The organism is Paenibacillus timonensis, from assembly GCF_022427145.1.
Lineage (GTDB): Bacteria > Bacillota > Bacilli > Paenibacillales > Paenibacillaceae > Fontibacillus > Fontibacillus timonensis.
On sequence record NZ_JAKSXN010000037.1, the window covers coordinates 20,476 to 41,968 of the forward strand.

Below are 21,493 nucleotides of genomic sequence, written 5' to 3' on the forward strand. Positions count from 1 at the left end.
TCAATTTATAGTCCGCTAAAAATTATATAGTAACTTCCATCAAAGCACCATACCCTCTTTATAACATTATCCCTTTGAATCAAAGAGCAGAACGACGCCCAACGCAACGCAGGCATTTGTGATTGCACCCTTATTAAAAGGGATAATACATGCAAAGTGACTGAGGAAATGCTCCCCAGTCACCCCCCAACTATAGATTAAAGCGGTAACCGACGCCCCAGATCGTCTCAATATACTGCGGCTGCGACGGATCCCGCTCGATTTTCTCCCTCAGCTTGCTGATGTAGACGGTGACGGAAGCCAGGTCGCCCAGCGAATCCATCCCCCATATCTTCTCGAACAAATCATCCTTTGAAAATACCCGGTTCGGATGCATCGCCATAAACAGCAGCAAATCGTATTCTTTCCCCGTCAGCGTCAGCTCCGTGCCATTGACCGACACCTTCCGTGACATTTTATCGATATGCAAGCCGCGGATGCGCAGCTCGTCTTTGTCAGCCGGGCGGGAATGGCTCGTGAGCCGTTCATACCGGGCCAAATGCGCTTTGATCCGGGCCATCAGCTCACCCACGCTGAACGGCTTGCTCACGTAATCGTCGGCACCTAAACCAAGACCGCGGATTTTATCGATGTCTTCCTTTTTCGCCGAAACCATCAGGATCGGAATGTCCTTGGCTTCGCGCACTTGCTTGCAAATCTCGTAGCCGTCTACGCCCGGCAGCATCAGGTCGAGCACGAGCAGGTCATACGGCTCCGAAAGCGCCAGCCGAAGCCCCTCATCCCCGTTCGGGGCGATATCCGCCGCATACCCGCTCGCCTGCAAATAATCCCGCTCCACCTCCGCGATAACGGGATCGTCCTCAATAATCAAGATTCGTTTCATTTCGCTTCACCGTCCGTCCTTGGATGTGCTTGCGCCTGCCTTGGCAGCGTGAAAGAAATCGCCGTCCCCACGCCGGCCCGGCTGTCCGCCCGCACGATCCCGCCATGCGCTTCGATGATTTGCCGAACGATGGCGAGGCCCAATCCGCTGCCGCTTCGGCCGCTCTGACTGCTCCGTGAAGCTTCGGCCCGGTAGAACCGCTCGAATACCTTCGGCAATGCATCTTCTTCTATGCCGGCTCCGTTGTCCCGGATGCGGACGAGCGCCTCGCGAGGGTTGGCTTCGAGTTCCAGGGTCAAGCGTTGGTCCGGCTTATTCATATAATGCAAACTGTTCTCGGCAATATTCATGAGCACCCGCTTGAGTTTATCCCGGTCGGCTGCGACGTATAACGGGCGCTCCACCGCGGCACTAAAATCGATTTGCACCTGTGCGAGGCGGGGGTCCGCCTTCAACTCTTCGCTGCACCCTTGCAGAAAGGCGTATACGTCCACCGGCTCAAAATCAAAAGGCAGGCGCTTCAAATCCAGCTTGGAGAACAGGAACAGCTCCTCGATCATCCGGTCCATGTCATCCGCTTTTTGTCCGATCATGCGGATATATTTATCGCGTTTCTCTTCGGTATCAGCCACGCGGTCGCGCAGCCCTTCGACGCAAGCTTTGATCCCGGTGATCGGCGTTTTCAGATCATGCGAAATATTGGACAGCATCTCCTTCCGGTTCTCCTCATACTGAAGCTGCAAATGGATCGAATGCTTCAACCGTTCGCGCATCTCCTCGAAAGCTTCCCCCACTTCGCCGAATTCATCCTTGCGCTGCATGAGGAGCGGACGGTCCAGCTCGCCTTCCTTGATGCGTTCCGCCGCACGTTTGAGCGTGTATAAAGGGCGAAGGATGCTGCGGGACACGAAAAACGTCAGCAGCAGGTTAGTAAACGCCACGATAAGCAGCAGCGAAAAAAACATCAGCGGCATAAACCGGGACATTTTGCCCAACAGCGGATTTAAATCGGATAAGAGGTACAGGGTTCCGGCGCTTTGGTCGCCAAAGGCAAAATCTACGCGTTCAGCCGTATAACGGCCCCCAACTTCCGGCCCCCGGCCCATCATCCATCGCGAATGTTCTTCCTGATCGGCATCGATCCGGGCTAACTCCGCTTCCAGACCTTCTTGCTCCACATCGTCGGAAGCAAACGCCACCTGACCGTTTCGAACGACCACGAGACCGGCTTGAAGTCCCTGAAGCTTCTCTCCCGTCTCAGCCAGAAACTTCGGATCGGCGAGCAACTCCGGATCCTGTTCCGCGACGAACTTGACGCCGTTCATCAACTGTTCGCGCTCGTTGATTTTCTCCCAAAATTCCGACAACGCGTGCCCGTGGAACTGAAAGCCGTCGGAACCGTTCACGGCGGCCTCTCCGGTGCCAAAGAAAACGCGCGTCAGCACCATGGCGGTGAGCAGCGTCAAAAAAATGGGGATCAACACCATCGCGATATAGGATAAAATCAGTCTTAACCGGATCGTCATCAGCGGCCGTTCCTTTCAAGGGAATCAAAATGACTTGCGTTCAAAGCGGGTGATGCTGCTTACATAAGCCATCATACTATAAGCGAGCAAAATGAAAAACGATTGCAGCAGTTTGCCGCCTCCGGCCCCGTTACCAACCCATAAGGCGTGCCAATCCGTATAGGCGAACGGAGACCAAATTGCAAGGGCCGGGAACAAGACCGGCAACAGCTTCGCAGCGGCGTAGACCAGAATCATGGAGCCCAGGGCCGCAGCGCTGTTCGCGAAGAACATCGCGATCCATACGGCGATCAGGATAAGCGCTGCCATCGGCACGATCGACACCGTATAGGCGATCAAGCTGTCCGTCCATTCGCGCATCGGTGATACGGAGAACGACAGTAATCCGCTAAGCGCGGAAGCGATCCAAGCGGTGGCCAAGACTGCCGCAGCGGCCGAGCCGAGCGCAAGCGCCTTGGCGGCGAATAGCTTGGCGCGGGTCACCGGACGCACCAGCGTGAGCTTCATCGTACGTGCGGCGGTTTCGCCGGGAAACAAATCGGCAGCCGACATAAACAGATAGAGCGGCAGCAAGAAGCCGGTGAACAGATTGAGCGTTAATACGGATACCTGCCCGCCCAGCGCGGAGGTCAGACCCAAGGCCCGGCCAAGGAGACCGATGCCCAGCGTTAATATCACCGGGATAAGGACGGCCAAAGCGAGAACCGCTTTGGTTCTTTTTCGCAGCCACAGCTTCTCCGCTTCGTTACGCCAGCTTGCCAGCAGTGCGTTCATGAACATCCGCTCCTTTCGCAGATTGGATTGCGTCCAAATAATAATCTTCCAGCGAAACGTCCGGCGGCACGATTTCATAACGGCGGCCAAAACGGATTAATTCTCCGACGTGAAGGATCCCGACGGTCGTCACGATCGGTTCGAGATGGCTTAACATATGGCTGGAGATCAGAAAAGCAATCCCCTCTTCGCGTGCCAGCCGGGCGATCGTTTGACGAAGCTCCACCATTCCTTCAATATCCAGCCCGTTCGTCGGTTCGTCGAGGATCACGAGCTTCGGATCCGGCAGCAAAGCCGCCGCCAACGCCAAGCGCTGCTTCATCCCCAGGGAATAATGCTTCGCCCGCTCGTGCTGATAAGGCGCCAAACCCGTCATTTCCAGCACGTCGTCGATCCGTGAGGCCGGCAGGCCCGGATAGTAGCGAGCCGCTTGACGAAGATTCTGCCTGCCCGTCATATATTCGTAAGCATCGGCCGCCTCGATCACGCACCCTACGCGAGTCATGGCCTGCTCGTAGTGCGTATTCAGGTCGGAGCCAAATAGCCGGATCGTGCCTTCGTCGGGCCGGCATAATCCGGTGATCGCTTTGAGCAGGGTCGTCTTGCCGGCTCCGTTCTGCCCGAACAGACCCACGATGTCCCCGGCTTTAACGCTCAGGCTGACCTTGCCGATCCCGCGTCCGTTACCGAACCGCTTACTTACCCCTTGCGCCTCCAAAAGCGTCTCCACACGCTTCAACTCCTCTCGGTAAGTTCTATATAGCAATGCCGGGCCGTCTGGCCCGGCATCCGGCTAAATCCCTTTTAACGATGCCAATACGGCATAGATTCCCGGCGTTCGATCGTTTCGACCCGCTTCCCGGTCAAGTCCACGGTGTCCGGGGTCGTTTGGCCAAAGCCGGACAGATCAAAACTGGCTTTGATGACAACTTCATGCGCTTGCCCTGCCTCGTCCGTTCCGCTGACGATCATTTGCCCTTGTTGGTGCTCCACAAGTTGATCCTTGTTGATGTCCGCGTCAAAACGGATGTCCTCGACCTTCACGTCTTTCGTTAAGGCCGGGAGATCGAAGTCCATCAAGGAAGGATGCATCGACATCATCGCGTTGGATGATGCCCCGGTCATCATGCCGTGTCCCCTATGTGCGTCCCGGCCGCCTTCCGCCATCATCTTGTCGGCAGCGGCCATATGTCCTGCCGCGAGGGAGCCTGCCGCCTGAACGATCGCCGGAATTTGGCTTCCGCTCAAATGCAGCGTGGTTTGTTTACCGCCGGAAGGCAGCTCCTGCACCGTGGCCAAATCTTTGATATTGCCCATCAATGCCTCCATCAGTTGCTCCGCATGCTGCGGCGGATCAAAATCCCCGTCCCCGAACCGCTGCTCATCTTCCGCAAGCGGTAAGACACGGTAAGTGCCGGCATCGTCGCCGCCGACGAACACCATTTTCCCTTCTTGTTTATACGCTTGGAACGTTTGGGTTCCCGAAGCCCCGGTCACCTCGATGTTTGCGCTCAGAGTGTCCTTCTCTTTGTTTAGCTTGACCTCGAGCTTGGCGTTCACAATCGTCTTGCCGTTGTCGGTCACGACGATGCTGCCTTGGTTCGTTAAGCTGGATGTTGCATACGTCTGCTTGATCGCGGTTTTGTACGTTTCATACCCGGACGTTCCCGCCATGGCGGACAATCCGCTGCCGAGCAGCAGGGCAGCCCCGATCCCGAACACCGCTCCGCGTTTGATCCATTTTTGGTTCATCTTCGACTTCCTTTCCCTTTTGTTTTTGTCCTTCCTCTCTAAGCTTAGCCCCCGGCTCTAAAGCGCTTCTAAATGAAATCTTAAAAAAGTATAAAAAAGCCGGCTTAAAGTCTAATGAAAGACTGTAAGCCGGCTTTTGCGCCGTGATTTCCTAAATCCAGGATATGGATAATCGTTCTCAATCATCAATCCCCGCTTGTACCGTCTTCGCGATCCGGTCGATTCGGTTCGTCCAGATCCAACCGCTGTATCCCGCCGGCAGGCGCTTCACATCCTCGGGCGTATCGAATCCGCTGGAGAAGTCGCTGCCATCGCCGCCGACCACGATGACGCGGGTGTTCGCCCGTTCCATACGGCTCAGGAATTTATCCGGCCAGCCCCATAGCCAAGGCGCGATTTTCTCGGGGATGTGCAGCTCGGTGTTCCGGCAAGCGTCCGGGATATACCCGGACCAGCCGGAAGCCTCGTATGACAAAAGACATTGCTTCAACGTGGCTTTGGACATGACCCGCACGTCCGGCAGCAGCCCCTTTAAAGCCGCGATCGGTTGGTCGCCGCCGTAAACGGTCAGCAGATCCCGCTCCTCCTCTTTTAAAGTCGAAAGGTATGTGGCCAGTTGCTTTCCTTCCTCAGGGTCGTCGCTTTTGATATGCAGCAATAGAGCCTTGCCGGGAAAATGCTCCACGACCTCGGGCAGCGACGGCATCATCCCAATCCCTTTGCCGCGGAACGGGTACGTCTTGCCTTGATCGGCCGTATATCCGTAACCGATGTCCAGCATTTTCAACTCGGCCATCGTATAGTCCTTCGTTGTGCCCTCGGCATTGGTGCGGCAATCCAGCGTCCAATCATGGAACACCGCGAACTGCCCGTCCTTGGTCGGCTTCAGATCCAACTCCACCATGTCCGCTCCCGCCGCAAACGCGGCTTCCATGGAAGGCAGCGTATTCTCCAGAAACTCGTGCTCCGGTTCGTAAATCCGTTCGGCCGTACACGTGTCATTTTCGATTCCTTCCATCGGGAAGGTTTGCGCCAGCCCGCGATGGGCCAGCAGTTTGGGTTCTCCTTCGCGGGCAGCGGTCAGATGCGGCGTATTGTTTAAGTAGATAAATGCAATCAGGACGAGCAAAATCCAAAACGTTCTTGTTCGAAAGACATTCTTGATCCTTCGCAAACCAGTTCCCCCCGATCCAAGCCAAGCTCCTATTCTGTCTCTAAAATATATCCGCTCCCCCGGATCGCATTGATCTGGAACGTGTCGCGGCCGTATTTCTTGCGAATCCGGTAGATCAACGTCGTTAATTCGTCGATCGTCACATCTGGCAGCCCGTCGGGGCCGGGATTGCGGTCGTACCACACCTTCTGCTTGATCTCGCGAATCGTCACCAAACGGTTCGGGTGCTCATGGAGCAGCTGCAGCAGCAAAAATTCTTTTTCCGACATCGAAATTTTTACGCCGTCCACGATGCATTCCCGTTTCTCCCAATGAATCGTAACCGGTCCCTCTACCGCCTCCGGGTGCGACGTGCCGCTTACCGGCTCAAACTCCAGGGTCTGTTCTCCGGGCGAATAGGAGAAATGCAGCACGCTCGTGCCCCGCGCCAATTTCAGGATGTCGTTCGTTTCCAGCACGTAAGGGGCATGCGGGATCATTCGCACCCCGTTCAGCTCCGTGCCATGTCGGCTCCCCATATCGTACGCGACCGCACGATCCCCTTCTTTTCGAATCATTAAGTGCTTGCGGGAAATAAAGATGTTCGTAAACGCCATATCCGGAAAATGATCCGAAGAAGTGCGCCCGATTTCCGTCACGTCTTGATCCAGGTACAAGCAGGTTCCGGGACGAAACGGGTCCCCGCGAAGAATATAAATACAGGCAAAGGTATCCATACCGAATTCCCTCCATTTGCAATGACATCATCATCTTATCTTAAGGGACGGGCAAAGAATATGGCAACCGCAGTGACATTATCCTCACAGCTGGCTGATAAGCTTTCGTTTTTTACCGGACGTTTTTCTGTTATCATAGGGGGAGAACAAAAGGCGAACACCTGACGAACGAACGGGAATTGAACGAGAGAGGAAACCATTCATGAGCTTTCAGTTAACGCAGCGCGTCATTAAATTGTTATGCGGCCGAATCGCTTACGAGCGTGGAGAAGCTTACTACCGGACCGGGAAAGTGACCTTTCTGCGAATCGATCACGGCTCCCGCGTATATGAAGCTGCGGTGTCCGGAACCGGCCACTATCATGTCGCGCTGCAGATCGATCAGCACGGCGACGTGCATGCGGAATGCAACTGCCCCGCCTTCTACTCTTATAACAACTACTGCAAGCATATCGCCGCGGTTTTGCTGGGGATTCATGACATGCTGCAGGGCGGAAAGCCGCCGGTTCGCCCTTCCCGATCGCTTCTGCATCAGGATGAGGAGCTGGATCTCACGGGGGATGCTTGGAGCGGATCGCTTGGCGCGAACCAACGGAAACAACCCGGGGACATCCCTTCCCGCGACATCTGGATCGCCCGTGACATGATGCGCTTGTTCGAAGAGAACGCCCAGCCGCCGTTGCGGACCGGAGTGAGATTCGATCAACGGACGCCGCTGGAGGCGGAATTTACGCTCCGCCCCGTGCCGTACGGCTACCGCAAGTACCTGTTCGGCCTGGAGCTGAAGATCGGCGAGAAGCGTCTTTACATCGTCAAGAACATTCGGGATTTTCTCGATAAAATCTCGCGCCGCGAGCCGTACAGCTTCTCGAAGCATTTCAACTACGACCCGGAACGTTACGGGTTTCGGCCAAAAGATGAAGCGATCCTGCAGAAGTTGGCGGAAATCCAGCGCAATGAGCAAATGTACCAAGAAAGCCTGGGAGGTTATACGGCCAAATCCTACGGGCACTCCGATCGGCTGCTGCCGGTACCGCCGTTTTTCTGGGACGGGCTGTTGCCGCTGCTGACCCAGGCACCGCTCGTGCAGCTCGAGCAAGACGGTCGAATTTGGCCGGGGCTAACGGTCACCGACGAAACGCTGCCGTTAAGCTTTGACCTCGGCCAAGACGGGGATGGGAGCTATCAATTTTCCGCCCAGGGCCTCGATGAGGTCACGGTGATGGATGCCTACGGCGTGATTCTGTCGGAAGGCAAGCTTATCCGGCGGCCGCCGGCGCAAACGCGCCGGCTCGCCGAGATGAAGCACATGCTCGCCACCGCCCGGAAGCAGCATATCCTGATCTCTCCCGATCAGATCGAACCCTTCGTGGAGCGCGTGCTGCCCGGTCTGATGAAGTTGGGGAGCGTTCACGTCGAAGAGAAAGTCGCCGGCCGTATGGTGCGAACCCAGCTTAAGGCCCGGGTGTATCTCGACCGGGTCAAGGATCGGCTGTTGGCCGGCCTGGAATTCCAGAACGGGGATGTCGTGTTTAATCCTTTGGAGGAGCATGGCCCCAAGCGGGGCACCGATCTGATCCTGCTGCGCGACGGCGAGCGGGAACGGGCAATCCTGGATATGATGGAGGCCGGCTTGTTTGCGCGGACGGAAAGCGCGTATTTCCTCGACGATGAGGATGCGGAATACGAGTTCCTGTACCATGTCATGCCCGAGCTGGAGAAGCTGGCGGAGATTTATGCCACCTCGGCCGTGAAGACGCGGCTCATTCCCGATCTTCGTCCGCCGAAAATCTCCGTGGAGGTGGACGAGCGTACGGATTGGCTGGAGTTCCGCTTCAGCATGACCGGCATCGGCGAATCCGAAATCCGCGGATTACTGGAGGCTCTGGAGGAGAAGCGACGGTATTACCGGCTGCCGAACGGGGCGTTGATGCCGCTGGAAAGCGAGGAATTCCAGGATATCGTGCGTTTCCTGAACGAGTTCGGCTTGCGTCAAAGCGAGATCCGCGGACCGGAGTTCCGGCTGCCGGTCCTTCGCGGCTTGCATATCCGGGACGATCAAGGACAAGGCGGGGCGGTGAAGCTCGGCAAAACTTACCGCGAACTGCTGCATAACTTGCAGCATCCCGGCAATCTAGACTTTCCGGTGCCGCCGCAGCTATCCGGCGTGCTCCGAGATTACCAGGCCTATGGCTACCAATGGCTGAAGACGCTGGCCCATTACCGCTTCGGCGGCATTCTCGCCGACGATATGGGACTCGGGAAGACGCTGCAAAGCATCGCCTTCCTCGTGTCGGTGCTGCCGGAAATCGCCGAATCGGGACGGCCGGCTCTGATCGTCTCTCCCGCTTCCTTAGTGTATAACTGGCGGAACGAGCTGACGAAATTCGCGCCGGACATCAAGGCGGTCATCGCGGACGGAAGCAAAGCCGAACGGGTGCGGACGCTGCGCGAGGCATCGCAGGCGGACGTGATCATCACCTCGTATCCGCTGCTGCGCCGTGACGTCGAGCAGTTCGCCGAACTGTCGTTCCATACGTTGATTTTAGACGAAGCCCAAAGCTTCAAAAATTACGCGAGCCAAACCGCCCAAGCCGTGAAAAGCCTGCAGGCGAAGTACCGGTTCGCTTTGACCGGCACCCCGGTGGAGAATTCGCTGGAGGAATTATGGTCGATCTTCAGCGCCGTGTTCCCCGACCTGTTTCCGAGCCGTCAGGCGTTTAACGACCTGTCCCGGGAAACCGTGGCCAAGCGCATCCGTCCTTTCCTTCTGCGCCGGCTGAAAACCGACGTGTTGAAGGAGCTTCCGGAAAAAATCGAATCCCTCCAGGCCTCGGAGCTGTTGCCTGAACAAAAGAAACTGTATCTGGCCTACCTGGCCAAGCTGCAGCAGGAGACGCTCAAGCATTTGGACGAGGACACCTTTGGCCAGAACCGCATCCGCATTCTGGCCGGATTGACCCGGCTGCGCCAGCTTTGCTGCCACCCGGCCTTGTTCGTGGACGGCTATGACGGCGGTTCGGCGAAGTTCGACCAACTGATGGAAATGATCGAAGAATGCCAAAGCGCGGGCAAACGTGTGCTGATCTTCTCCCAATTCACGGAGATGCTGGGACTAATCGGACGTGAGCTGGGCTATCGCGGCCTCCCCTTCTTTTATCTCGACGGGAAGACGCCGGCCGTCGAACGGGTAGAGCTTTGCTCCCGCTTCAACGACGGGGAACGCGACTTGTTCCTCATTTCGCTGAAGGCCGGCGGTACCGGATTGAACCTGACCGGAGCGGACACCGTCATCCTCTATGACTTGTGGTGGAATCCCGCGGTCGAGCAGCAGGCCGCTGACCGCGCCCATCGGATCGGACAGAAGAATATCGTTCAGGTTATCCGTTTGGTGGCGCAAGGCACCGTGGAGGACAAGATGTACGAGCTGCAGCAAAAGAAAAAGCACCTCGTCGAAGAGGTGCTGAAGCCCGGGCAGGAAACGTTGTCCGCGCTCACCGAGCAAGAAATCCGAGAAATTTTGATGATCTAGCCCGCATCCAAATAAGGGTTCGAGACCGCGAAACCGAATTGGCGTTCTCGAACCCTCTTATTTTTACTGCCCCGTGACCTCGAACTCGTACAGCGAATAGCCGTACGGCGTTCCCCGCTCGATGCCGTACATGCGGACATACCTTGCGGGCTGCGGCGTCAGCGAAATTTCGTCGAGCCCGCCGTCTCCGCTTGTCGTCGAATACGCCTCCTGCCAATGCTCCGGCGTTCCGCTGTCGGTGGAGATTTCGATCTTGTATCGCTTAGCGTAGGCCGCTTCCCAGCGCAATTTGACCCCGGTGATCTGCCGCACCGCCCCCAGGTCGACGTAAATCCATTCCGGATCGCTGCCCTCCCGGCTGGCCCATCTCGTCATCTGGTTGCCGTCCACCGCTTTGCCCGGCTCAAACCCGACGCCTTCGACCGTGCTGGAGACGGCCGTTTGGTTCAGCGCCAGGTTCGGCGCTTCCGGTACCTGCTCGCCGCCGGGCTTCCACCAGTTGCCCGTAAGGAACAGCATATTCAGCAAATTATAGCTGTCGCTGAAATAATCTTCTTTTTTGTTCTTCATCCAATCCCATCCGGCATTCACCCAGGCCTGGTTGGCCGAATTCGCCGTTCCCGCCGAGATCAAGGGAGCGACGAACACCGCGGTGGCGTTATCGCCAAAAGCCGTGCCGTCCAGCTTGTAACCGTTTTTGATATTTGCCGGCAAGCCGCCCGTTTTGGCTTTAATCCAGCCGGCCATTTTATCGGCGAGCGTTTTCGCCCGTGGATCGCCGTAGAAAGCGTAATCCATGACGATGCGCAGCGGCACCCGGCTGGCGTTATAAGAATACTGGTTGGTTTCCTTGAATTCGTCCAAATACCATTCCGGCGCCGGCTTAGGCGGGTTGCCGACCACAAAGTCGGAAATAAGTCCCGTATTGGGTGAATAGGCCTCCGTAAACTGCTGATAGACGTCGTACAAATTGTCGATCACATGGATCCACGTCTCATCTCCGGTCACCTCGTAAAAGGCTCGCAGATGACTGAGCATCCAATCCGATGGGCGCGTATTCAGGGCATCTTTGCCGTCCCAATCGCCCAGGTTGAGCCGGTAACCAGTCGTAACGTAACTCGCTTTGATCCCGTCGGCAATCATTTTTTTCGCTTCTTGCAAGTAATTTACCGACCCGCCGGAACCCCACTGGTTATGCGCCAAAATCAGCGAGTACGCGATATCGAGATCGCCGTCGGTGGCTGAGCCGAAGTGCCCTTGGGCCGCTTTGCTGTCGGCCACGACCCAGCCCATGAGGTTCGGGTTGCCGCTGCTCTTATAGGCGCGAGCCGTTTTGAACAATCCGTCGTAAATCGTTCGGGCGTTTGGATCATATCCGGCCATCAGCACGGTGATGATCATGCCGTAACCTTGGCCTTCTGAGGATCCGAGTGCCGTAAATCCATCGGGATCGCCGGTGATATCCCCTTTTACGTAATAACCGCCGGGCAAAGAAGCCAAATTACTTTTGAGATACGTCGATTTCCAGTAATCGTAGTATGCCGTAACCGCCTGATTCATCGCGGCTTGCGTCACGTGGCTGGGCTTTAAGACGCCCGGATAGCCGACCTGCTGCGGGAAAGGCTTGAGTTCTCCGGCAGCGGAAACCGGAGAAGCTGGAGCAGCCGCCCCTAAAGTGGCCGTAACGAACAGGCATAACAATAAAAGACAATCTTTTCGAAGCATCATTTCATTCCTCCTCAAATCGAAAGTGCAAACCTGAATCTTTCGTTAAGCGTCTTCGAAAATGCGGGTAATGAAGCAGCAAGGATGTCTTATTTGTATTTTATTACAATTTGCTAGGATAATAAACCGGACGGCCCATTCCGAAACACGATGTTTGTAATTGGAGCGATCGGGATACCCTAAAGGAGGGTAATGACCACCAAAGCAACCGATATAAGGAGGATCAACATGGAACAGCAAAATGGACAAGCCCGCGATGAGGCCGAGCTGCGGAATAAACTGGACCAGCAAGGCGACTCGTTGGCCGAAAAGAAGAAAATGGAGAACGGCGTGGATATCGAACCGGAAGCAGATGAATGGGTAGCTAAACCGGTGCCGTTCACCGACACGGATTCTAAGAAATAATCAGCGCTTCCACGACAAAGTCCGCAGGGCCCGTTTGGGTTCCTGCTTTTTTTATGCCTTCGTTCGCTTACGAGTAACAGGATAACGAGCTTGGCAGGCGAATATCATGGTATCAGATGTACAAATCGATCGAGGAGCGTGAAGTTATGGAAGCGTTTTCGAAGGAACTGCTGAAGGAAACGACGATCCTGATTACCGGAGGAGGCACGGGACTGGGCCGGGCCATGGCGGAACGGTTTCTGCAGCTCGGGGCCAAGGTCGCCATCTGCGGGCGTCGCGAGGAGGTGTTGCGCAGCGCGGCGGAAGAAATGACGGCCGGCTGCGGCGGCGAGGTGCTCGCACAGTGCTGCGACGTGCGTGATCCCGAACAGGTACGCGACTGCGTTGACGCCGTATGGCGGTATTTCGGGAGCATCGACGTGCTGGTCAATAACGCCGCCGGCAATTTCATCAGCCCGACTGAACGCTTGTCGCCGCGAGCCGTTGACGCCGTGTTGGGCATTGTGCTGCACGGTACGTTTTATATGACGCTGGAAGTCGGGAAACGTTGGATCGAGCAGAAACGACCGGGGACGATGCTGAACATCGCCACCACATACGCTTCGACCGGCTCAGGTTACGTCGTTCCCTCTGCGGCAGCCAAAGCCGGCGTATTGGCCCTGACCCGCTCTCTCGCCGTCGAATGGGCGCCCTACGGAATCCGCCAGGTGGCGATCGCGCCGGGTCCGTTTCCGACGGAAGGAGCCTGGTCCCGCTTGTCTCCCACGCCGGAACTCGCAGAGAAGATGCTGGGGCGCGTCCCGCTTGGCCGAACCGGCCGCCCGCAGGAATTGGCGGACTTGGCCGCTTTCCTCATTTCGGACGCCGCTGCCTACATTAATGGCGAGGTCATCACGATTGACGGCGGCGAATGGCTGCGGGGCGCCGGCCAGTTCAACAATCTTGCCGAAGTCACGAAGGAGGAATGGGATCGGCTCTCCGAACTGACGCGGAAGGGCAAATAACCGGCTGTTAGAAGGGGAGGCCATCGACGAACTAGGCAATTTCCCGTTCTTCCTCCCCTCTTCTCTTGCTTTTGCGAACCAGGATCAGGATGAACAGAATCGCCGGCATGCCGATTTGGATGATGGGATACCATTTGAGGACCAAATCGATTCCTACCCAGAGATGATGCGTAAAATTGGGAGAGATAAACGACATGCCGAAAATCGAGATCGCAAACGGGACGACCCATTTTTTATAAGGCGTGCCAGTGATCCGTGAGCCCCCCGCCACCGCCCCGATAAAGAAGAGAACGAGCTTGGTCCCCAGTCCGATAAACAGGACGAGCACGAACAAAATATCCATTCTTTCGAATACCTCTACCAGTTCGATCTGCTGCACGACCTGCAACAACGGGAAGGTGAGCGTCTCCGCCAGCTTTGGACCCAGCACCAGAACATTGATCTGGTTGACGAGGATCAGAAACAACGCGGTTATTCCGTATGTGGCCAGAATGGATCTGCGCATATTCTTCTCTTGACGGATCATCGGAAAAAAAACCAGAAACAGCACGGTCTGCCCAAACGGGAAAGAAATGACGTCCGGAACGTTCTTCATCACCGGCAGAAGCCCGTTTTCCAATACGGGGAGCATGTTCTCGACATGAATCAAGCCAACCCCGGCAATCATGGAGATAAGTATTAAATAACTAACCATAATAAAGGGGATCATGACTAAGCAGATCAGAAACACCTCACGGGGTCCATATCTGACGCTGTTGGCGATCACCAGAACGGCGATCAGTATAATGACCCCTAATGGGGTTCGGTTCAATAGCATATATGCAGCGAGTTCTCCCAAATCCCTCAGGTTACGCGAAGCCTCGTAAGCGAAGTATGCCGCAAAAATACCACCGACAAACGTTCCTGCGACTTTACCGAAATAGGTTCGGCATAATTCGAACAAATCCCGCTTCGGATCGAGGCGGTGAATGGCCAGATGCATCAGGAGCAGCAGCAACCCGGCCAACGCCGCGAGGAGCATCACCAGCCAGGCATCCTGCTTCGCTTCGGCGCCGATCTGGAATAAGGTGGTGCTTCCGACTTCAAACAATGCGAAGCTGGCGATAAAATCGGGTATTCTGCTCTTTTTGGATTCCATGAAGTATGCCCTCCTTCCTACGGATCATTTCTGCTCCTGGTTCAGCAATGTATCGAACGACTTCTTGGTCAAGCCGGGACGCTGCAGCTTCACCTTTACGCGGATGTCTAATTCGATCCGGGTTAACTCCTCGCTCCAGTCGTTTTTCAGCTTCTTCCAGGTTTTCGGATCTTTGCGGTGAATTTTATCGGCGAATCCGGGCAAGTCGACCCGCAGCTTCGGCTCGCCTCCCACCCCATTTCGATTTTGTTCCGAATTTCCTCCGCTACCGCCTTTTCGATGCCTTTAATGCTTTGCGGCTTGGACAAATCCTCTTCGCACATAAATTCCATCAGCAAATCTCCGCTCGCTTCCGTTTCCACCCGCATGTTGTAATGCTGCTCCCCGGCCCGGACCGGCGTTACCTTGGTCTTGGCGCTGGTAATCCGAACGGTTCCATTCTTAGTCTTGGCAGCCGCGCCGGAACACGAGAACGATATCGTGCTGCCCTTGATCTGATTCGTCAACCATGAGATCCCGTAACTTTCGTCGCGGTTAAGATATCCGACGAGCCGGTTTTGATGAAGGACACCTAACCGTTCAACCTTCATCTTGACGGGCGGCGAAGTGGTCTTATTCACGTCCAGCGATTCCAATGCCTTGGCGTTCCCTTTCGTGACGATGATTTCCGGCACGCCGACCGTCTGAGCGTCGGAAACCAGCTTCTGAGCCATTTGAAATACATTGACGACCGGAAAGTAGGACGAGGAGCTGTTTTGTTTCCTCAAAATCTCGGCAAGAGCCGTACCCGGAATTTTTTCCGGCGGGACCATTTTGCGCATGATTTCGCTTGCCTTGCCGTCCGTCACCGCGACGAGTACGGTTTCGCGAGCATCAATATTGCGAAAGTACAAATCTAGAACTTGCTCGATGCCTCTTTCGGCGACTTCCTTCCCGATCACGATGATATCGGTATGACCGAAATATAACCGACGCGGGTTTTCCGTGTATCCTCGGTCGGCGGCTTCGCGAATCGTTTTTCCTTTCGTCGTGAATACGTATACGCTCGGCTGGGAACCGCCCCCGGCGCTTCCTCCGCCTTGGCTCGCCCCGCTAGCCGACGGGACGATGACCTGATGAGTCATCTCCCAGTCGTCTCCGCTGCGGTCAAATCCATTGGCAACGGTAATGCCTAATTCGTCCAACTCCGTGCGGTTCCAGCAGCCTACCGTCGCCATACACGCTAGGACGGCAGCGCAGCACAACAAGATCCGGCGCATCTCGCACTCTCCTAGGATTCATTTTGACCCTTTTCCGGGCCTTTGCCTTGTCTCACCTGGTTGTGAATACTGATAAATTCAGGGCGCTTATTCATTCTGGGCCATGGCAAGCGGATAAACACGTCCTTCATGTTAGACCAGCTTAGCGGAGCGACCGGAAGGAAATAAGGAACGCCAAAAGATTGTAGCGAGACCAAATGCATCAGCAGCGGAATCACGCCGCACAGGATGCCGTAAAGCCCAAAAGATCCAGCCAAAATCATGAGACCGAAACGAATTAAACGCACGGCCGCCGACATGGCGAATGTCGGAATAACGAAGTTGGCAATAGCCGTAAACGACACGATAATGACCATAACAGCTGAGACGAGCCCGGCTTGAACTGCAGCTTGGCCCAGTACCAGCGCCCCCACGATCGAAATCGCTGGGCCCACCACCCGCGGCATGCGGACGCCGGCTTCCCGAATCACCTCGAAGGTAATCTCCATCAACATCGCTTCCAGCAGTGCCGGAAGCGGCGTCCCTTCCCGTTGGGCCGCGATGCTGATCAGCATCGTGGTGGGGAGCATCTCCGGATGGAATGTCGTAACCGCAATATACAGGGATGGGAGCAGCATCGCGACCAAGAAGGAAAATAAACGAATATTCCGCAGAAAAGAAGAAATATCGTACCTTTGATAATAGTCTTCGCTAGATAGGAAAAACTTAAAGAACGTCACCGGACAGACTAACGCGAAAGGGGTACCGTCGATCAGGATGGAGACTTGCCCATCCAAAAGGGATCCGGCTACTGTATCGGGACGCTCGGTATTTAAAATCGTCGGAAACGGGGTGAAGGCGCGGTCCTGAATAAACTCCTCGATATAACCGCTCTCCAGAATGCTGTCGGTATCGATGGCATCCAGCCGTTTCAAGACTTCCTCCACCACGGACGACTGGGCGATTCCCCGGATATAGGCCACGACCACCCGAGTTTGGGTATACGTGCCGATCACACGGTTTTCATAGCGCAAATCCGGGGTTCTCAACCGTTTGCGGAGCAGCGATAGGTTCGTCGAGAGGTCTTCCGTAAAGCCTTCCTTCGGTCCGCGGATCACGGTCTGGGAAGAGGGCTCTTCGACGGATCGCCGCGATCCTCCGGGAATGGAAACAACCATTGCGCCTTCCAATCCGTCGATGAGGACAACCGCCGCTCCGGTTAGCAAGCCGGCTAGCAGATCGCGCTCTGTGTTTGCCGGCTTCACGCTTCCCGCGCTAATGGAATCCGCGAACTTCTCCTTCGAAACGGCCTCTCCCCCTTCTTGAATCAGGGTTTCGAGGTTACTCATCAGCTCGCTTAACAGCTTTGGATCGATCAAGCTGTCGATATAACTGACGACGAATTTCTCGTTGGCCATTTTGCGGATGTTGATATCCGGGCTGTTTCCCAAAGCTTCCTGGATCATAACGACCGCATCGGCGGGGGATCTGCCTATAGGGCGGTTGGCCGCTTCTTGAAGCCCATCCGTGATCGATTCCGCTTTGTTCTTCCGCCGGATATGGGGGGGACGGTTTCGGTTGACTCTTCTCATTACGTGCCTCCGGTATTTAAACAGTAGTAATTTGTAATATGTGCCATATCCAAATTAGGTATGCGTCTGTACGGCACTGATTGAAACCGCAAGAAAAAAGCCCCAGCTAAAAGCTGGAGCTTTGTATATCAGTGGCCGGTTTATCATCCGTGGAGGTTTTCCGTTTCGAGCGCCGGGTCCGTTTCGCCATCTGTACCGTGAGATAGAACGCCAGGAACATCCCCATAAATCCCGCGGAATACCGGTACATTACCGCGTAGTCGGTACCGGAAGCGATGGCCCCCAGAAGAACCGCGCCGACGGCAACGCCAAAATCCATGGAGTTATAGAACATGCTGTTAGCGGCCCCGTACTGCTCCGGCTTGGAGGTACGCAGCATCCAGGCTTGGAGGGTCGGCTGGATCGCCCCGAAGCCCAACCCGTACAGAAGGGCCGATAGGATTAGCAGCGGCAGCGTTGTCGTAAACGATAGGATTAACATGCTCGCGATGACGATAAGCGCCGCTGGAATCAAGACGGCGGCGTGTCCTTTGGCGTCAAATATTCGTCCCGAAACCGGGCGGATCAAAACGACCGTCACCGCATTAAACAGGAAAAACAATCCAACCTGCTCCAAATGGACAAACTCGCCGAAGAGCGCAATGAAACTCAAGAGACCGCTGTAGGTGATCGCTAAGATCATGTTGAGTACGGCTGGAAACACGAGTCTCCGATTAAACGCCGGACGTTGTTTCGCGTGGGCAGCGCCTTCGCCCTGCGGCCGATGCGTTGAGGGCCGCTGCGTTTCGATCAGCTTCGCTGGCCGGATCGACGGGAGCGCCCGGGTTAGCAGCAACAACGGAAACATCAGCAGGACGGCCGTCGTTCCGATCAGCGTAAGCGGACCAAAACCAAGCTCCCGCATGACATTCAAGCCGATTATCGGTCCGATCGACATCGCCAGGCTGCTGGATAACCCGAAGTATCCGATCCCTTCCCCCATACGAGGGAGCGGAATGATACGCGAAACAAACGTTGGCAGAAGCGTACTGCCGATGCCGAAGCCGATCCCGTAGACGGCTCGAACCAACAGGAGGGCACCTAGCGACCCGGCAACGCTATTCAGTACCGTCGCCGTGGCCGCGATGATTAATCCGATGAGCAGCAGCGCGTTCGGGGAAACTCTTCGCAGCAGGACGGCTGCCAGAAAACGGGTAAGGATCGCCGATCCGGCAAACACGCTGGTCACGAGGCTTACCTGCAGATCGCTTGCTGCAAACTCGATTTTGACGTAAGACGAAAACGTGGATAACAGCATATGCAAATTTAAAAACAATAAAAAAGCAGAGATCGTTAATGAGATAAACGATCTCGTCCAAAGTCGTTCCGATTCAGATTGTCGATTCGATGATAACGTCATGCTGCTTATTCTCTCCTTCTCCATGCTCTTACTTCTCTATTTCGCCATCGACAACATGAGGATCGCTGAAATGGATATTGATCCGTTGCAGCAGCTCCATCAGCAGTGTGTATTCCTCCCCGCTCATGATGCGCTTGACTTCTTCGGTTACGCTTTGCTCGATCGGCGCGGTTTCGCGGATCAATTCTTTTCCCCGTTCCGTAGCGTAGACTAGAAAGGATCTACGGTCCTGCAGCCCCGGCTGCTTGTAGATCAGGCTTTTGCTTTCCAAAAGGTCGATAATCCGGGTTGTCGTCGGCTTGTCCTTTCCGGTGCGATCCGCGATCTCCTTCTGGATCAGCCCGTTCGCCAGATCGATCTGATTCAGTACGGACCACTGCTCCGGCGTGATCTCATAGCTCTTCAGGCGGTGCTGAAGCAAGGCGGCGATTTTACGGTAAGCGACACCCATGATAAAGCCCACCGCAAGCTCGCTTCGCGGATGGTTCGTGGTCATTCGCATTCGTTCCTCCCATTTAGTTGTCGTAACAATTATATGCTATCAAACTACTTTGGGTCAAACCAGCCGTTGTCTATTTTCAGGTTCAATAGGTGATTATCTTCTCCCTTTTCAAGGCGGAGGAATACACTACCCTATACGAATTTGAAAGGGGATATTCACTTATGAAATCATCGCGCCATCCGCGTCATGTCACCAGCAAATGGAAGAAAAACGCAGCCTTGATGCAAAGCAGCGAGCTGCGGGCGTACCTCCCCGAAACACGCCGATTCACTAAAGAGCATCTGCAGAATATGCTAATGAAATATAAAATGGTCTACGTCAAGCCCGTGAACGGCACCTGGGGAAAAGGAGTCATGCGGGTTGAATTCAAGCCCTACCAGCGGCAGGAAACTTATCAATTCCAACTCGATAAAACCGTTCGTGCCTTCGGTTCGATCGACGAACTTTACGCTTCGATCCGTAAGCATAAGCTGAAAGGCCGATACCTGATCCAACAAGGCATTGAATTGCTGCGATATGATCAACGCCGATTCGATCTTCGCGTCATGGTTCAACGTACTCCCCAGAAGATCTGGAAGACGACCGGCGTCATCGGCAGACTGGGTCATCCGAAGAAGATCGTCACCAATTACCACAGCGACGGCAAGATTGTGGCGGCGGAGAAGCTGCTTTCGCCTTATCTGAAAGGTCCGCGTCTCAAGTCGTATATGCATATGCTGCAAACCTTCGGCGAGGATATTGCTAACCACCTGAAAACCAGTTTTCCCGGGCTGCGCGAAATCGGGGTGGACGTGGCGATCGACCAAAAACTGCGGCCGTGGATCCTTGAGGTTAACACTTCCCCGGATCCATTCATCTTCCGAAAGTTAAAGGACAAGAACATCTTCCACACGATCATGAAATATGCCCGGGCTTACGGAAAATATAAATGAAACCAACGAAAAACCGGACGGAGATGGCAGCCATATAGGCGCCTTCCATCCGGTTTTCGTTAGTTCAAGAACCAAACTGCCGATAAATTCCCATCAGCCTGCCTGCGGTTTGCTTCCAACTGAACCGCTCAACGGCGTCCTTTCGCGCTTGCCTGGACATTTTAGCGGTCAGGTCGCGGTCCTTTGCCAGCTTCAATATCCATTTGGCATGCTCCTCCGGCTTGGTAAACGCGTCCACCAGATAACCGTTGGCTCCATGTCTGACGATCTCCCCGATCCCACCGATATTGGAGGCAATGACGGGGAGTCCGGAAGCCATCGCTTCCACGTTCACAAGCCCAAACGCTTCATGTTCCTGTGAGGGACAGGCAAACAAGTCGGCCGAGCGAAACTTGCGGTGAATGGCGTGATGCGGGATTTTCCCGACGAACTTGGCCGGAACTCCTTTGGCGCGCGCCAGCCGTTTCAGTTCCCTCACGTAGCTTGGCTGGCCCCGGCCGATCACCGTTAATTCGACGGCCCCATATTCCTTACGCACGAGTCCGATCGCCCGAATCAGGACCGGGACACCTTTACGCGGAATCACCCGGCCGGCGAACAACACGCGGAACTTGCGGCCCGAACGGCCGGCCCCCCCTTCCGCCGGTCTGAACCGTCCGGTATCGACGCCGAGATGTACCTTGCGGATCTTACCCGCATGGCGGGGGAAGCGAGCGGCCAAGCTCGATTTGAGCGAGTCGCTGTTGGCAATGATCAGGTCGGCTTTGCCTAAGCTTTCGTTCACCCGCGTCGTCGCCTTTACGAACGTCAGCGAGTGCAGAAATAGGGTTACAGGAGTATGCGGGTATGCGGCTTTGATTTTGGCCATGTAATGCGGGCGGTTATCCACCTGGATCAAATCGTAGCGCCGCCCCCGGATATATCGAAGCACGGATGCGATATATCGGCTTGGACTGCCGGTCCTTACGCGGACGATCGTTAATCTTCCCAACCGGCTGACGTGCGGTAGGCCTCGGCCTGTTCTGCTGATCAGCGTCACCGTATGGTTCACCGCCAACTGCTTGGCAATGGCCAACATGCTGATCTCCACCGAACCGCTGCCGGGAACCGGTATTTGCTCGGGCGCCACCATTAATAGGTTCATAGGCTCCTCCTTGCACATATGGCTTGCGTCTATTTACCATATGCGCAAGGCGAGCCT

Annotated in this window: 19 protein-coding genes and 1 pseudogene; 4 read left to right on the forward strand and 16 right to left on the reverse strand. The window is 55.4% G+C overall.

From position 1 onward, the window contains the following. Positions 1-190: 190 nt before the first annotated feature. From MJ257_RS15320 to MJ257_RS15350, 7 genes are all read right to left on the reverse strand, one after another. Positions 191-883: a response regulator transcription factor gene (locus tag MJ257_RS15320; RefSeq protein WP_240270061.1), complete on the reverse strand. Its 693-nt coding sequence runs from the start codon at positions 881-883 to the stop codon at positions 191-193. After that, positions 880-2,409: a sensor histidine kinase gene (locus MJ257_RS15325; RefSeq protein ID WP_240270062.1), complete on the reverse strand. Its 1,530-nt coding sequence runs from the start codon at positions 2,407-2,409 to the stop codon at positions 880-882. Before MJ257_RS15325 ends, MJ257_RS15320 begins: the two co-directional genes overlap by 4 nt. Positions 2,410-2,433: 24 nt before the next feature. Continuing rightward, entirely contained in the window at positions 2,434-3,183 is a 750-nt protein-coding gene (locus MJ257_RS15330; protein ID WP_240270063.1) for a DUF2705 family protein, read from the reverse strand. Beyond that, positions 3,155-3,913, reverse strand: a complete 759-nt coding sequence (locus MJ257_RS15335; protein ID WP_240270064.1) for an ABC transporter ATP-binding protein — start codon at positions 3,911-3,913, stop codon at positions 3,155-3,157. The genes MJ257_RS15330 and MJ257_RS15335 overlap by 29 nt, the downstream gene beginning before the upstream one ends. A 74-nt stretch (positions 3,914-3,987) precedes the next feature. Further along, a complete protein-coding gene (locus MJ257_RS15340; RefSeq protein WP_240270065.1) occupies positions 3,988-4,935 on the reverse strand; it encodes a hypothetical protein in 948 nt (315 codons plus the stop codon). 178 nt (positions 4,936-5,113) lie between these two features. After that, positions 5,114-6,109 carry a glycerophosphodiester phosphodiesterase family protein gene (locus MJ257_RS15345; RefSeq protein ID WP_240270066.1) on the reverse strand — a complete coding sequence of 332 codons (996 nt, stop codon included), beginning with the start codon at positions 6,107-6,109 and terminating at the stop codon, positions 5,114-5,116. A gap of 29 nt (positions 6,110-6,138) precedes the next feature. Continuing rightward, the gene (locus tag MJ257_RS15350; protein ID WP_240270067.1) at positions 6,139-6,825 is read right to left on the reverse strand and encodes an FHA domain-containing protein; all 687 of its coding nucleotides are present in this window, start codon (positions 6,823-6,825) and stop codon (positions 6,139-6,141) included. 202 nt (positions 6,826-7,027) lie between these two features. Here MJ257_RS15350 and MJ257_RS15355 point away from each other — a divergent pair, with 202 nt between their 5' ends. After that, entirely contained in the window at positions 7,028-10,357 is a 3,330-nt protein-coding gene (locus MJ257_RS15355; protein WP_240270068.1) for a DEAD/DEAH box helicase, read from the forward strand. A 63-nt stretch (positions 10,358-10,420) separates the two neighbouring features. Here MJ257_RS15355 and MJ257_RS15360 read toward each other — a convergent pair whose 3' ends face one another. Beyond that, positions 10,421-10,813 (reverse strand): discoidin domain-containing protein, encoded by a 393-nt coding sequence (locus MJ257_RS15360; protein WP_275693848.1) that lies wholly within the window; start codon positions 10,811-10,813, stop codon positions 10,421-10,423. A gap of 30 nt (positions 10,814-10,843) precedes the next feature. Further along, positions 10,844-12,004 (reverse strand): annotated as a pseudogene (locus MJ257_RS15365) (family 8 glycosyl hydrolase); the annotation flags it as partial. Between the two features lie 306 nt (positions 12,005-12,310). On the opposite strand from MJ257_RS15365, the gene MJ257_RS15370 reads away from it, so the two are divergent. After that, entirely contained in the window at positions 12,311-12,487 is a 177-nt protein-coding gene (locus MJ257_RS15370) for a hypothetical protein (protein ID WP_240270069.1), read from the forward strand. Positions 12,488-12,633: 146 nt separating this feature from the next. Then, positions 12,634-13,491, forward strand: a complete 858-nt coding sequence (locus tag MJ257_RS15375; RefSeq protein ID WP_240270087.1) for an SDR family oxidoreductase — start codon at positions 12,634-12,636, stop codon at positions 13,489-13,491. Positions 13,492-13,522: 31 nt separating this feature from the next. On the opposite strand, the gene MJ257_RS15380 is transcribed toward MJ257_RS15375, so the two are convergent. The 6 genes from MJ257_RS15380 to MJ257_RS15400 all read right to left on the reverse strand — a co-directional run bounded on the left by MJ257_RS15380 (position 13,523) and on the right by MJ257_RS15400 (position 19,354). Next, positions 13,523-14,629: a GerAB/ArcD/ProY family transporter gene (locus MJ257_RS15380; protein ID WP_240270070.1), complete on the reverse strand. Its 1,107-nt coding sequence runs from the start codon at positions 14,627-14,629 to the stop codon at positions 13,523-13,525. Between the two features lie 24 nt (positions 14,630-14,653). Next, the gene (locus tag MJ257_RS24825) at positions 14,654-14,833 is read right to left on the reverse strand and encodes a Ger(x)C family spore germination C-terminal domain-containing protein (RefSeq protein ID WP_270406499.1); all 180 of its coding nucleotides are present in this window, start codon (positions 14,831-14,833) and stop codon (positions 14,654-14,656) included. Continuing rightward, positions 14,776-15,888, reverse strand: a complete 1,113-nt coding sequence (locus MJ257_RS15385; RefSeq protein WP_270406498.1) for a Ger(x)C family spore germination protein — start codon at positions 15,886-15,888, stop codon at positions 14,776-14,778. The genes MJ257_RS24825 and MJ257_RS15385 overlap by 58 nt, the downstream gene beginning before the upstream one ends. An 11-nt stretch (positions 15,889-15,899) precedes the next feature. Continuing rightward, positions 15,900-17,459, reverse strand: a complete 1,560-nt coding sequence (locus tag MJ257_RS15390; protein WP_240270071.1) for a spore germination protein — start codon at positions 17,457-17,459, stop codon at positions 15,900-15,902. Positions 17,460-17,565: 106 nt separating this feature from the next. Further along, on the reverse strand, positions 17,566-18,858 hold the full coding sequence (locus MJ257_RS15395) for an MFS transporter (RefSeq protein ID WP_240270072.1): 1,293 nt from the start codon (positions 18,856-18,858) through the stop codon (positions 17,566-17,568). A 28-nt stretch (positions 18,859-18,886) separates the two neighbouring features. Continuing rightward, a complete protein-coding gene (locus tag MJ257_RS15400) occupies positions 18,887-19,354 on the reverse strand; it encodes a MarR family winged helix-turn-helix transcriptional regulator (RefSeq protein ID WP_240270073.1) in 468 nt (155 codons plus the stop codon). 167 nt (positions 19,355-19,521) lie between these two features. Between MJ257_RS15400 and MJ257_RS15405 the strand changes: the two genes are divergently transcribed. Continuing rightward, complete coding sequence (locus tag MJ257_RS15405) at positions 19,522-20,292, forward strand: YheC/YheD family protein (protein ID WP_240270074.1); 771 nt, start codon at positions 19,522-19,524, stop codon at positions 20,290-20,292. A gap of 64 nt (positions 20,293-20,356) precedes the next feature. Here MJ257_RS15405 and MJ257_RS15410 read toward each other — a convergent pair whose 3' ends face one another. Further along, complete coding sequence (locus MJ257_RS15410) at positions 20,357-21,436, reverse strand: glycosyltransferase family 4 protein (RefSeq protein ID WP_240270075.1); 1,080 nt, start codon at positions 21,434-21,436, stop codon at positions 20,357-20,359. Between the last annotated feature and the right edge of the window lie 57 nt (positions 21,437-21,493).

What these genes read in the sequence shown, in the direction of transcription:
- MJ257_RS15320 (WP_240270061.1), bottom strand. Translation starts at nt 883, where the DNA reads ATGAAACGAATCTTGATTATTGAGGACGATCCCGTTATCGCGGAGGTG.
- MJ257_RS15325 (WP_240270062.1), bottom strand. Translation starts at nt 2,409, where the DNA reads ATGACGATCCGGTTAAGACTGATTTTATCCTATATCGCGATGGTGTTG.
- MJ257_RS15330 (WP_240270063.1), bottom strand. Translation starts at nt 3,183, where the DNA reads ATGAACGCACTGCTGGCAAGCTGGCGTAACGAAGCGGAGAAGCTGTGG.
- MJ257_RS15340 (WP_240270065.1), bottom strand. Translation starts at nt 4,935, where the DNA reads ATGAACCAAAAATGGATCAAACGCGGAGCGGTGTTCGGGATCGGGGCT.
- MJ257_RS15350 (WP_240270067.1), bottom strand. Translation starts at nt 6,825, where the DNA reads ATGGATACCTTTGCCTGTATTTATATTCTTCGCGGGGACCCGTTTCGT.
- MJ257_RS15355 (WP_240270068.1), top strand. Translation starts at nt 7,028, where the DNA reads ATGAGCTTTCAGTTAACGCAGCGCGTCATTAAATTGTTATGCGGCCGA.
- MJ257_RS15370 (WP_240270069.1), top strand. Translation starts at nt 12,311, where the DNA reads ATGGAACAGCAAAATGGACAAGCCCGCGATGAGGCCGAGCTGCGGAAT.
- MJ257_RS15375 (WP_240270087.1), top strand. Translation starts at nt 12,634, where the DNA reads ATGGAAGCGTTTTCGAAGGAACTGCTGAAGGAAACGACGATCCTGATT.
- MJ257_RS15380 (WP_240270070.1), bottom strand. Translation starts at nt 14,629, where the DNA reads ATGGAATCCAAAAAGAGCAGAATACCCGATTTTATCGCCAGCTTCGCA.
- MJ257_RS15385 (WP_270406498.1), bottom strand. Translation starts at nt 15,888, where the DNA reads ATGCGCCGGATCTTGTTGTGCTGCGCTGCCGTCCTAGCGTGTATGGCG.
- MJ257_RS15390 (WP_240270071.1), bottom strand. Translation starts at nt 17,459, where the DNA reads ATGAGAAGAGTCAACCGAAACCGTCCCCCCCATATCCGGCGGAAGAAC.
- MJ257_RS15395 (WP_240270072.1), bottom strand. Translation starts at nt 18,858, where the DNA reads ATGACGTTATCATCGAATCGACAATCTGAATCGGAACGACTTTGGACG.
- MJ257_RS15400 (WP_240270073.1), bottom strand. Translation starts at nt 19,354, where the DNA reads ATGACCACGAACCATCCGCGAAGCGAGCTTGCGGTGGGCTTTATCATG.
- MJ257_RS15405 (WP_240270074.1), top strand. Translation starts at nt 19,522, where the DNA reads ATGAAATCATCGCGCCATCCGCGTCATGTCACCAGCAAATGGAAGAAA.
- MJ257_RS15410 (WP_240270075.1), bottom strand. Translation starts at nt 21,436, where the DNA reads ATGAACCTATTAATGGTGGCGCCCGAGCAAATACCGGTTCCCGGCAGC.